Source organism: Streptomyces sp. CCM_MD2014 (assembly GCF_000772045.1).
Lineage (GTDB): Bacteria > Actinomycetota > Actinomycetes > Streptomycetales > Streptomycetaceae > Streptomyces > Streptomyces salinarius.
This window is the reverse complement of the sequence record NZ_CP009754.1, coordinates 2,497,932-2,510,282: the sequence shown is the minus strand read 5'-3', so window position 1 is coordinate 2,510,282 and position 12,351 is coordinate 2,497,932. Positions and strand designations below refer to the sequence as shown.

Sequence of the window (12,351 nt, the reverse complement as noted above, 5' to 3'; positions counted from 1 at the left end):
TATGTCAAACCCCATGTGGCCTGCGGAAACGGCTACTTGACCAAGGTGTGACCCTCATTGGTGCAGACCACTGGCGCCTCCCTGGTGAGAGCGTGACGGCTGGGGCGGACGTTGCCGTTCGCACACGCTCGAAGGCCCGCGCCGTCGGGGACGGCGCGGGCCTTCGGAGGTGGTGTCGAGCTACTGCTGGGGCGGCGGAGGGGGTGTCTGCCCGGGCTGCCCCGGGTGCCCCGGCTGTGCTTGCTGCCCCTGCTGCCCCTGCTGCGGATATCCGTAGCCGGGCGGGGCGTAGGGCTGCTGCCCGTAACCGGGCTGAGGGTACGGCTGCTGTCCGGCTTCGGGACCGCCGGGCTGCGGCGGGTAGGGCTGACCCGGCACCGGCTGACCCGGCTGTGCCTGCTGCGGCGGGTACGGCTGCCCCTGCGCCGGCTGGCCGGGCACGGGCTGGCCGGGCGCCGCCTGGCCCGGCATGGGAGGGGCGGCGACCGGCGGCGGGTTCCCGTCGGAGGTCCACAGACCGTGCGACTGCTGGTGGCGGACGAAGTCCTCGGCGACCATCGCCGCGAGGTTGAAGTACGCCTCCCGCACCTTCGGCCGCATCATGTCGAGGTCGACCTCGGCGCCGGCGGCGAGATGCTCGTCGAACGGCACCACGACCACGCCTCGGCACCGGGTCTGGAAGTGTCCGACGATGTCGTCGACCTTGATCATCTTGCCGGTCTCGCGGACCCCGGAGATGACCGTGATCGACCGCGAGACGAGGTCGGCGTACCCGTGCGCGGAGAGCCAGTCCAGCGTCGTACTGGCGCTGCTCGCACCGTCCACGGACGGCGTCGAGATGATGATGAGCTGGTCGGCGAGGTCGAGCACGCCGCGCATGGCGCTGTAGAGCAGACCGGTGCCCGAGTCGGTGAGGATGATCGGGTACTGCTGCCCGAGCACGTCGATCGCGCGCCGGTAGTCCTCGTCGTTGAACGTCGTGGACACGGCCGGGTCCACGTCGTTGGCGATGATCTCCAGACCGGACGGGGCCTGCGAGGTGAACCGCCTGATGTCCATGTACGAGTTGAGGTACGGGATCGCCTGGACGAGATCACGGATGGTGGCCCCGGTCTCCCGGCGCACCCGGCGACCGAGCGTACCGGCGTCCGGGTTGGCGTCGATCGCGAGGATCTTGTCCTGCCGCTCGGTGGCGAGCGTGGAGCCGAGCGCCGTGGTGGTCGTCGTCTTGCCGACGCCGCCCTTGAGGCTGATCACGGCGATGCGGTAGCAGGAAAGCACCGGGGTGCGGATCAGGTCCAGCTTCCGCTGCCGCTCCGCCTCCTCCTTCTTCCCGCCCAGCTTGAACCGCGACCCGGCGGCCGCCGGACGGCTGCTCTTCGCCTTCTGCCGCTTGTTGTTGAGCAGCCGGTCGGACGACAGCTCCACGGCCGCCGTGTAACCGAGCGGCGCGGCCCCCGGGTTGGTGGGCTGGCGCTGGTCGTGCTGCATGGGCTGCGGCCAGGCGGCACCGAGCCGGGGATCGGCGGGCTGCTGGGGCTGGGCCTGGGGGTGAGGCTGCGGCGCCTGCTGCTGCGGCTGGTGGGGCTGAGGCTGGTACTCCGGCTGCGGTGCCGGGGGTGCGGGGTGCTGCCCGGGCTGCGGCATGGGCTGGGGGGCCTGAGCAGCCGCGTGCGCCGCGTTGGGAGGCTGACCCGGCTGGCCCGGTGGGGTCTGTTGTGGCTGCTGAGGCACGCCGGGGTACGGCTGCTGCGGTGCCTGCCCGTGCGGTGGCTGCGGGAAGCCGTACCCGCCGGGCTGGGCGGGGGAGTGCGGCTGAACCGGAGGCTGCGGCTGGGGAGCCGGCGCACCGGGCTGCGGGAAGCCGTATCCGGGCTGCGGGGCCGGAGGTGCGGCCGGTGCGGCCGACCGGTCCGGCGCGGCGGCCGGCTGGTTCCATGCGGCGGGCGCCGGCTGCGGAGCCTGCGGCTGGAAAGGAGGCTGCTGGGCCGGAACCGCCGGCTGCTCGGGAGCGGTGGGCGCGGGCTGCGGCTGGGCGGGCCACTGCTGGGCCGGTGCGGGCGCGGCCGGCGGGTACGACGGAGGCAGCGGCGGCATTCCTCCGGGCGACGGCGAGGGCGCGGCCTGCGGAACGGCGTCCTGGGGCACACCGTCGGCCGGCGGCGCGGCGTCGGAAGGCACCGCGTCCTCGGGCTCGTCCACCGACGGAAGGCCGTCCTCGGGCTCCTCCCCGGTCTCGTCCGCGGGCACGTCCTCGGCCACGGGGGCGGGGTCGGGCACGGCGGCCAGGGCGACCGGCTCCGGCTCGGCGTCCTGGGCCGGCCCGTCGACGCGCGGGGCGTCCACGTCGCCGTCCCCGGCACCGGTGGCGGCCTCGTCGGAGGCCTTCCCGGAGACGCCGTCGGTGTCCGTGTCGTCCAGTGCGGGGGACTCGGGAAGGTCGGCGTCCTCGGACCGGGAGACGTCCTCGGACCGGGAGACGTCCTCGGCACGCGCGGACACCTCGTCCGGAGTGTCGTCGACCGCGTCGGAACCGTCGGCCGACTCCTTCTCGGTGCCGTCTTCGATGCCGTCCTCGGCGGCGGCCCGTTCGGCGATCTCACGCTTGAGCGCGGCCGCGGAGAAGCGCATGGTGGCGCCGCTCTCGAGGTCGCCGTTGCCGAGATCACCGGCGTCGGGCTCGGCGGCTGCCGAGGTCTCGGCGACCGCCTCGGGCTTCGCGGCCGGCGGCGGGGGCGGAGCGGGGGCCTGGAGCTGGAACCCGCCGGCGGGAAACGCCGGCAGGGCGGTGGGAGACCCGAGATCCGCGGCAGGCGCCGGCTCGGCCTCCGGCTCGGGCTCCGGCGTCCGGGCCTGCGGCTCCGGCTCGGCCTCGGGCTCCGCCGGCGCCGCCGGTTGAGCCTGCGGCTCGAACCCGCTGCCCACCGGCAGCCTGGGCACCCCGGCCGGCACCCCGCTCGGCGGCGCGGGCGGCGCGGGCGGCGTGAACGGCGCACCCGGCCCCGGCGGCGGGGGCGGCGTGAACGAGGCCTCCGGCGCGGGCGCCGGCGGCGGGGGCGCCGGCGGCGGGGGCGTGAAGGCGGCACCCGGAGCAGGAGCCGGCGGTGGCGGCGTGAACGGCGCCCCCGGAGTGGAAGCCGGAGCGGAGGAAGCCCCGTTGGGCGTCGCGTGCGGCGGCGGAGTCAACCCGGGCAGCGGCGGAACGGCCGGACCGGAAGAGGAAGAAGGAGTGGCCGAACCGGAGGCGGCAGCGGACGAAGCAGACGAACCGGAAGCGGACCCGGAAGACGGCTCGGACCCCTCACCCCCGCTCTCCGCCTGCCCACCGTCGCCGGACGCGTTCTGCGTGTACCAGGCGGGCGGCGCGTAGTCGATGGTGAACTCGCCGGTCGTCTCGACGGAGGACTCCGCGTCGGATTGGTCATCGCCGGGTGTAGCCCAGCCCCCGCGCATCCCGTCCCGATCGCTGCTCACAGTTCCTCCTGGTGTGGTCGAGCACCCTCAAGCCGTGCTGGGGCGACCCTTGCATGTCATCCGAAGTTGTCCGAGGTCGTCCGATCCACCGGTTCTCCCCCTGAGACGCCGACGCCCGCTGACGGGTTCTGGTGTCGCGCCCGACACCAGCCTAATCATCACGAGCCCCGCCCCGGCAGCCCCCGCCCTCCCCCGAAGTCCCGCCCACCGCGTCCCTGGCGTCTCGTGAGCGTCACACCGCTTCATCTGCCCGCCCCCGTAAGGAGGATGACCCCGCCCGTCACGACCCGGTTCCAACGGGTGATCGTGAACCCGGCATAGTTGGGGACGATCTCGTCGTCCCGTCGCACGAATTCCATGACAGAGCCACCGGAATTCCCAGAAAGAGGAAGAGGCCCCGAGTGAGCTTCGGCCCGCCCCCGTCCATGCCCCCGGGCCCCGCAACCGCCCCCGAGCCCACCGAAAACCGGCACGGCCCCCTCGACGGCGGCGGTGCGGGGCGGAAGAGTCCCCGGAAGCTGCTGATCGGGCTGCTCGCGGTCATCCTCGTCGGGGCCCTGGGCTCCGGCGGCTGGTTGCTCTGGGGGCGCGACGGCGAAGGCTCCGACGCGTCGGGCAAGGCGCAGGCACCGGCCCCACAGGGACCGCTCGACGTCCGCGAGACGGTCGAGAAGAAGCCCGCGAGCACCAGCGGCAAGATGGCGTTCCGGTTCTCCGTGGACGACATGAAGCCCGGGGAGCACGTGGAGATGCCCGGAATGTGGGCCACGGACCGCATCCTCGCCAAGGGCATCAACAAGACACTCGTCGGCCTGAGCATCGGCACCGACGCCGCGCCGGGCGACGAGAAGTGGCGGCTCGCACTCGACGGCCCGATCTGCGGCTACACACGCGACGTCACCGGTGACAACCGCACCGCCGTCCTCTTCCGTGCGAACGACTGGGCGGACGAAGCCCTCTGCAACCAGGTCGCCCTCGTCGACCTCGACGACGGCCGCATGGTCTGGGAGGCCGAAGTCCCCGTCTCCCAGGCCGGACCCGAGTCGGGCGACGCCACGGGGACCGACAAGGACCGGCCCGGCGTCGCCCTCGCGCACGGGACGGTCGCCGTCACCTGGGGCGGCGGCACCCTCGGGTACGACATGGAGAAGGGCGACACCCGGTGGTCCACGACGACCACCGCGCCCTGCCAGGACATGGGGGTGGCGGGGGGCCGCGGACTGATCGTCCGGGAACAGTGCGCGAGCGGCGAGGACCCGCTCTCCGCGGGAACCTGGCGGTCCACCACGTACAAACTGCGCAAGCTGGACCCGGCCACGGGCAAGGCCCTGTGGACGTATTCGCCCGCCAAGGGCGTCCGCGACGTCCAGGTGCCCTCCGTCGACCCGGCGGTCGTCGCCGTCTCCGCCGGCGACAGCGAGATCACCGACCTCATCTCCCTCGACGACCAGGGCCACAACCGCGCCACCATCAGCCTCCGCGACGGCGCCTATGTCGCCGAGTGCCTCCTCACCGACTATCTCCTGATCGACGACTGCCCGACCATCACGGTGGGGGAGGGCCAGGTCTTCATCCGGAGCAAGGACCAGTCGGAGGTGCCGACGTGGAACTGGATCATCGGCTTCGACCTCGCGACCGGAAAGACCACCAAGAAGTTCGACTCCGGCCGGGGCGCACTGCTCTACCCGGTGCGCATGAGCGGTGACCGGCTCCTCGCCCTGAGCGTGAGCGAGGACAACATCGCACCGAACGCGCTGGTCGCCCTGGACACGAGTACGGGCGCGCAAGTGCCGTACCTCTACTTCGGACTGCCCGACGAGGCGCGGCTGATGAGGATGATGGAGCACAACGACATCGTGTACCAGAACGGGCGCCTCTTCTTCGGTGTCAAAGCCGTGGACGGCCCCGCCGACGCCAAGACCAAGCAGTGGAGCTACGTCGTCCTGGGTATCGGAAGCAGCGCACTGCGGAAGCCTTGACGGACCGGCCCGGACCGGCCGGATGATGGGGTGAGGCACCAGTCGATCAGTCCATCCGGCGAGGGGTTCCCAGAAGCCCGGCCTCCACATCGGTCGGCTGCGTCATCACGTACTGCCGGTCCCGTTCTGTACACCACAGGGTGACCCCGTCGGCGAGGGTCGGCAACGCCTCGTACTCGGAGCGGGGCAGGCCGGTCACTCGTCCGATCTCCACCGACTCGTCCGGCGAGACACGCTGCACGCCCACCAGGCGCGCCTGACGCATCAACCGTGGCGCGAGGGGGCTCAGGTAGGGCAGCAGTGTCAGCACGGACTGCCAGGGTGCCGAAACCACCCGTCCGCGGGGCGGACGCATGCCGCAGTCCCGGATGACCAGGACCGGGGCCGTCGCCGACGCGCCCTGGGGAGGGACCCGGCCCACCTCGTGCACGGTCATGCCGGACTGACCGCCGCCGACCGCCTGTACCACCTGTGCCCAGTGCGCCGGGCGGCCCGTCTCCACGGCCACCCGGGCCCCGGTCGCCGCGACGCGCAACGCCAGGACCTGCGTCGTCCACAGTCCGCCGATCAGCAGGATGTCGAAGGGCGTCGGGCGGTTCACCCCGAGCACGGCGGGCTGGCCCTCGCTGTTGACCCCCACCACGACACCGTCGTCCCCGACGGGCAGACCGAGCGTGTCGACCTGCGCCATGGAGAGAGTGTGCCGCGGATGACGCGGGCCCAGGAGCCCGAACCCGGCGCGCAGACGCTCCCGAAGCGTCGTGACCGGCTGCCCGGAGGAGGCCGCCGGGGGAGTGGGAGCGATGGACGGCGTGGCAGCCATCAGCGGGCACCTCCGAGGGGCAGGGTGGCAAGGAGGCCGGGCAGCTGTTCCCGGTCCAGACGTACGAGTCCGGTCCGCGCCTGGCGTGCGAGATTCTCCAGGCCCCGGCGTGCGTCGGCCAGCTCCGTGCTGCTGCGGCCGGTGACCCGCACATGCCCGGTGATCGCCACGTCCTGGTGCCCGCTCGGCGCCAGAGTGAGGCTGAACGTGGTCGCCAGCGCGGGCACCGCGGTCAACTGGGCCACCAACTGGGGCAAGCCGGCACCCTGACTACCCAACTGCGGCCAGCGACGCACCCAGTACGTGGTGTGCCGCCGGTTGTCACAGCGCCAGCTGCGGCTCGACTCCTCGGTCCGCCGCCGGGGCGTGTCGTCCTGCCCCGACTGGACGGTCACCATCGGATTGGCGCACATCGAGGTGGCGAGGGCGGACGACACCTCCTCCTCGGTCAGCAGGTTCACCCGGAAACCAGCACCCGTCAGTCGGCTGGACAGGTGCTCGGCCGACCGCACCAGACACTTCTGCGCGCCGGGCAGTCCGCCGCCCCGCATGGCCACCGCATCGGGGCAGAGTTCGGGATCGAGCTTCAAGGCGATCCACATGATGCGGACGGCGGGGGCGGCGACCTCGGACTGCAACTGCGCGTAGTTGGCCACCACGACCGACTGCCGCGGCAGATGGGGCGCGGGCGCGGTCTGCGTGTGCAAGACGATCTGCGCCGACTCCAGACGAATGCCGTCCACGTCGAGCGCGTCCCGGACCAGCGCCAGAGGCACAGGTCTGCGGCCGCGCTCGGCACGCAGGGCCCCTGCGTCGGCCTCCACCTGAAGCACGGCGGTGAGGAAACCCCCGTCACCCACCATCCCCACGGGCCGACGATCGCGCTCGCCCCGGTGGACGAAGCTGTACGTGCGCAGGTTCGGCTCACACTCCACCGCCGGGACCAGGCCGGCATCGATGCCCTGCGGCACCGGAACCTGTGCTGCGCCTCGTCGACGGGCGCGCAGGGCGAGGTGGCTGGCCAGCCACTCGGGCAGCGAGCGCCGACGCCGACGTACCACCGCCAGCAGCACCAGCACCACGGCGACCACCATCGACGGCACCATCGCCACCGGCCCGCCCAGCCAGCCGCAGACGGCCAGCGCGGCGGCGAACTCGAGCAGTACCAAACGCTGCAGGACGGAAGAACCACCGCGCGCCGGACGCGCCTGCAAGCGCGGTGTGACAGAGGCTCGCGCAGCAGAGGCCGTGCGAGCGGTGTCCGGCGGCGCGTCCGGCTGCGTGCCGGCACGCCGAGGTGCCGGATGCATGCGTGACCGGGTCCGCGACGCGGAAGCCATCACTCCAATTCCCCCGAACTCTCACCGAAGATAGTGTGCTCAGCACACGGCAGCCCCCCGAAGCCTACCCGTGCCACCCGCACTGTCCGGCAACAGGCATAGTAGGGGCCGGGTCCGACAGCCGAGGTTCCGGAGGCAGCCGGAGCGGGAGAGGGAACAGTGGCGACCACTGCGCCCCCGCTCCGCCAAGCCCGCGTACGGGGAGACTACGAACACACATGGCATCACGGCGCGATGAACTGAACGCCTACATCTTCGCGAAGCGCCGCACACTCGCGTCCTTCCTGCAGCCGTCACCCTCCGGTTCGGAGGAAGGCGCTCCCAGGCCGCTGCGGGCGATCGTGCCCGGCGCGGTCGTCGGGGTCGTCGTCCTCGCCGTGTTCGGTGCGATAGGACTGTTCAGCCCGACCGCACCGAAGGGCTGGGACGATGTCGGAGGGCACGTGATCGTGGCCAGCGACTCCACGACGCGGTACGTCGTCCTGAAGACCGATGGGAAGAAGCAGCTGCACCCGGTCCTCAACATGGCCTCCGCCAAGCTTCTCCTCGACCCCGACAAGGACAGCGTCATCACGGTCGACGAGGGCGTCCTCGACAGCGGCGAACCACCGCACGGCGCCACGATCGGCATCCCGTACGCCCCTGACCGCCTGCCCGGCCCCGACGAGGCCGAGAAGGCCAAGCGCTGGGCGGTCTGCGAACGCCCCGGCCCCGGCGGCCGGGCCATCCAGAAGGCGGCGTTCGTACTCGCCGAGAAGGAATGGTCCAGGACGGAGGGCAAGAACAAACTCACCGGCGGCGACCTGATGTACGTCGTCGGACCGGACGGCAAGTCGCCCTACGTGGTCGACTCCCGCGGCTCTGCCTACCCGCTGGCCGACCCGGCCGACAAGGAACTCCTCAAGGCCCTGGACACCCAGGGCCGGGCACCGCAGCGCGTCTCCCAGGACTGGCTGGATACCCTCCACAAGGGTGACCCGATCGAGATCCCCCGGATCAAGGGCACGCCCGGCGCGGACGCGGGAGCCTCCGACGCCCTCGGGCAGTACGACAAGGTCGGCATGGTCATCAAGGCGTACGACGGCCGGAGAATGCAGTACTACGTCGTTCAGAGCGGCGCCGTGGCCCGTATCTCGGAGTTCACGGCCACCCTGTTCCTCAACAGCGGAGCCCTCGTCGACGTCGGCCAGGCCGGAGAGGCCCAGCAGGTCAGCCCCGGGGCGGTCGTCGACAGCGTTGAGTTCGAAGGGCAACGGAACTGGCCGACGTACCGTCCGAAGACGGTGAACGACGGCACCTCCGCGACCTCCGGCCGCAACACCGTCTGCAACGTCCTGCGCGCGGTGGACGCCAAGAACGGCACGACGACCCTGTCCACCTGGGCGAGCACCGACTTCCCGGCCCAACTGCCCACCGGCTCCTCCAGCGCGTACGTGACCCCGGGCTCCGGCCAGCTCTACCGGCAGTTCCAGGGCAGCGAGACGAAGGCGGGCGGTGTCTTCCTGGTCACCGACACCGGGTTGCGTTACGCCCTGCAGTCCAACAGCGACAGCGCCGGCGACGACAAGGGCATCGGCACGTCCGACAAGAAGCGCGAGCGGCAACTGAGCGAGTCCCGGATCGCCCAGACACGGCTCGGCTACGAGAAGGTGGAACCATCACCCGTTCCGGTGCAGTGGTCGACGTTCCTGCCCACCGGCCCACGCCTGTCCGAGGCGGACGCACGCCAGCCGCAGGGCTCGTGACGACCGTGGCTCCCCGGAAGACGGAAACCATGCAGAAGCAGAAGGCCACCCGCGCCGGCGCCCGGAGTATGACGACAGCCATACTTGCCGCCACCGTGCTGGCCGCACCGACCGTACTCACGCTCCTCCCGGCCGCCCCCGCGGCCCGAGCGGCCGACAGCGGACAGTGCACCTTCCCCTCCAAGGACTACGAGGGCAGACCCTGGACCCTCCAGCGCGTCAACCTGGACGAGCTGTGGGCACAGTCGAAGGGCAAAGGCGTCCAGGTTGCCGTGATCGACACCGGCGTAGACGTGAAGAACCCCCAACTCACCGACGCCGTCAACGCCTCCAAGGGCAAGAACTACCTGCCCGAGAAGAACGACAAGGGCGAGAAGATCGACCGGGGTAACGCCCACGGCACCACCGACACCGTCGGCCACGGCACACGCGTGGCCGGCATCATCGCGGCCCGCCCCGCCGAGGGCACCGGATTCGTCGGTCTGGCGCCGGAGACCACGATCATCCCCATCAAGCAGAACGACGCGGAGGGCAACGGCACGGCCGCCACTCTCGCCACGTCGATCCGCTACGCCGTGGACGCGGGCGCCGACGTCATCAACATCTCCCAGGACACGGCCAAGGCGGTGAAACCCGACTCGACCCTCGAGTCCGCCGTCGACTACGCCCTGGGCAAGGAGGTCGTGGTCGTCGCCTCGGCGGGCAACGACGGCCTGGGCGGCAAGGACAAGACGACCTACCCGGCTTCGTACGACGGTGTCCTCGCCGTCGCCTCCTCCGACCGCAACAACGAACGCGCGTCCTTCTCGCAAGCCGGCGAGTTCATCGGCGTGGCGGCCCCCGGCGTCGACATGATCTCCACCGTCCCCGGCGGCGGCCACTGCTCCGACAACGGCACCAGCTTCTCCGCGCCCTACGTGGCGGCGGTGGCGGCACTGCTGAAGTCGGCGTACCCCAAGTGGACCGCCGAGCAGATCGTCGCCCAGATCGAGCAGACGGCCGAACGCTCCATCCCCGGCCACGACCGCCTCGTAGGCTGGGGCGTGATCGACCCGGTCAGGGCCCTGACGGACGTGGACCCGGCCCACCCGGTGGAGTCCCCCACCGCCGAACAACCAGGCACCCTCGCCAAGGCCCCCGACGTCCCACCTCTCCACGTCGGCGAGACCGCAGCGGAACGCAACACCCGCCTCGGAACCTACGTGGCCGTCGGCGCCCTGGTCCTGACAGTCGGCCTGGGCGGCACGGCGGTGGCGGTACGGGACTCGCGGCGGCGGGCGAACCGGAGTTGACGGCGTACTCACCCCGCAGAATTAAGGAGCCTCATAGCCCGCGTTGAGATGGCAGAGCGCCCGGCGTCATCTGGTCACGAGATCAGGAAGAGGTTGATGGGGTGGCTGGAGTGCAGAGTGTGATGGCGTAGGACCTATCCCCTCTATGCTGCCCGCTACACATCAGCAAGCGGAAGACTCCTGGACAGATTTGGTGTAGGCAGTGATCATTTCCTTCATGCTGTCTGCGTCACGATGGTCGGAGCCAGGGAACTGGATGGCGGTGTAGAGGACCTGGCTCGGATGCTCGTTAGAGGTGCATCCTGCTGTTTTTCCAAACGCCTGGTCACCGGAATACGCGTACTTTCCATCTTTCGACTGGTTCGCTTGACTGTCCAACGTCAGGCCACGAGCGAATTCTTGAATGCCCATATCATCCCACCATTCCTGCGAGGTTTGGGCGATCAGCTCCCCGTCGACAGAGATGGCACACTTCTTGGAATTCGGCGTCGGGCTGGAAGCCTTGGTTGTTAGCTTCTCCCCGGAAGGCAAGAAGGCGGAGAACTTCTGCGCGTCAATTTCAGTTCCGCATAGTGAGTCCGGAACCGCGTACTCCCGGTGCTCCTGGTCGCCGCTGCATGCGGAAATAGCCAACAGGAGGAGAGTGGTTCCCGCTGTAACAACAAGACGGGCATGGTGGCTACAATTGCGAAGTCTTGTCACTTTTATTTCACTCGAAGTGCAGAGCTATCCGAAGTTGGTCGTACTGCCAGGGGCCTGACCATCCAACAAGGCGCGTGCGTTGATGAACCCCTGCCTTGCGCCCCCGCGAGCCCAAGCTTCGATGTCGTCGGTATTTCCCAGCCCGTACTGCTCCGCAGTGGTTCTCGCGCCTACGCCTACATAGCTATTATTCTGCGTGAGGGCCGCCTGCCAACGGTCCCCCATTTCGTCAGCAGCTTTATCCAAGGCGTGACCCTCGGCGTCCTTGAAAACCTCCTCGATTACACTCGTCCCGTGCCATGGACGGCTACCTTCCCCGTGTGCAGGACCGTCGACGCCAGTGCGATCGGAGGACGCCGTGCGGTGACCGGACTGTGCCATAACCTAGCAACGGCTGGGCAGGGAGACGTAAGGCCCGGGGGCCAGCCGCGGACACACGAGTCTTCTTCGAGGCTCTCTGAGTGGATCCCTGGCCATGACGCACCCCTCTTGCCCGGCGACAATGTTGGAGAAGGGCAGGCCGCAGGTGCCAGAACTGACAGAGCCGACGATCTCCCTCAGACCCACTGAAAGACGAGGCCCCGGCCGACTGCAACGGTGAGTCGCCAGGAAGGCGGAGCAGGAGGCCCTCGAGCACAATGGCGGGGACGCTCCACAACTGGGTTTGGCCGCCACATCGGTCGGCCCGGCGGTGGCCGACCGGCGCGAGTGTCGCTTCACAGCCGATGGGGGGCAGACGCGGCCTTTTGTAGGGTCCGCGGCTCATATACCGATTACGCCCCGCCGCCTGCCCGGCGTCCGTCGTCACGGCCGTGGGCCGGGTCGCGAAGTCAACTCCGGGTGCTGGACAAGACAACAAGATCTTCGCGGTCACCGCGCCGTGCCGGCCCCGTTCGACCTGACCAGCGCCGTGCTGACGGCCGCCCTGTGTACCCGTCACGAGCACGCGAAACGGCTGGTCCAGGTGAAGAGGCGCATTGCCCCGACACGAGCCAC

The 12,351-nt window shown here is 70.4% G+C and carries 7 protein-coding genes; 3 read left to right on the top strand and 4 right to left on the bottom strand.

Going from position 1 to position 12,351, the window contains the following annotated elements; all coding sequences use genetic code 11:
• Positions 1-180 precede the first annotated feature (180 nt).
• On the bottom strand, positions 181-3,453 hold the full coding sequence (locus NI25_RS10765) for an SCO5717 family growth-regulating ATPase (RefSeq protein WP_420710811.1): 3,273 nt from the start codon (positions 3,451-3,453) through the stop codon (positions 181-183).
• A gap of 422 nt (positions 3,454-3,875) precedes the next feature.
• On the opposite strand from NI25_RS10765, the gene NI25_RS10760 reads away from it, so the two are divergent.
• Positions 3,876-5,453, top strand: coding sequence for a PQQ-binding-like beta-propeller repeat protein (locus tag NI25_RS10760; RefSeq protein WP_061442250.1), 1,578 nt, complete (start codon positions 3,876-3,878; stop codon positions 5,451-5,453).
• A gap of 46 nt (positions 5,454-5,499) precedes the next feature.
• Here NI25_RS10760 and NI25_RS10755 read toward each other — a convergent pair whose 3' ends face one another.
• Entirely contained in the window at positions 5,500-6,276 is a 777-nt protein-coding gene (locus NI25_RS10755; RefSeq protein WP_061442249.1) for a hypothetical protein, read from the bottom strand.
• Positions 6,276-7,616 (bottom strand): type VII secretion protein EccE, encoded by a 1,341-nt coding sequence (gene eccE / locus NI25_RS10750; protein WP_078884590.1) that lies wholly within the window; start codon positions 7,614-7,616, stop codon positions 6,276-6,278. The genes NI25_RS10755 and eccE overlap by 1 nt, the downstream gene beginning before the upstream one ends.
• 218 nt (positions 7,617-7,834) lie before the next feature.
• Between eccE and eccB the strand changes: the two genes are divergently transcribed.
• The gene (gene eccB / locus NI25_RS10745) at positions 7,835-9,361 is read left to right on the top strand and encodes a type VII secretion protein EccB (RefSeq protein ID WP_061442248.1); all 1,527 of its coding nucleotides are present in this window, start codon (positions 7,835-7,837) and stop codon (positions 9,359-9,361) included.
• A gap of 29 nt (positions 9,362-9,390) precedes the next feature.
• Entirely contained in the window at positions 9,391-10,653 is a 1,263-nt protein-coding gene (gene mycP, locus NI25_RS10740; protein WP_199560877.1) for a type VII secretion-associated serine protease mycosin, read from the top strand.
• 162 nt (positions 10,654-10,815) lie between these two features.
• Here mycP and NI25_RS37520 read toward each other — a convergent pair whose 3' ends face one another.
• Positions 10,816-11,286, bottom strand: a complete 471-nt coding sequence (locus NI25_RS37520) for a hypothetical protein (protein ID WP_233520714.1) — start codon at positions 11,284-11,286, stop codon at positions 10,816-10,818.
• Positions 11,287-12,351 lie beyond the last annotated feature (1,065 nt).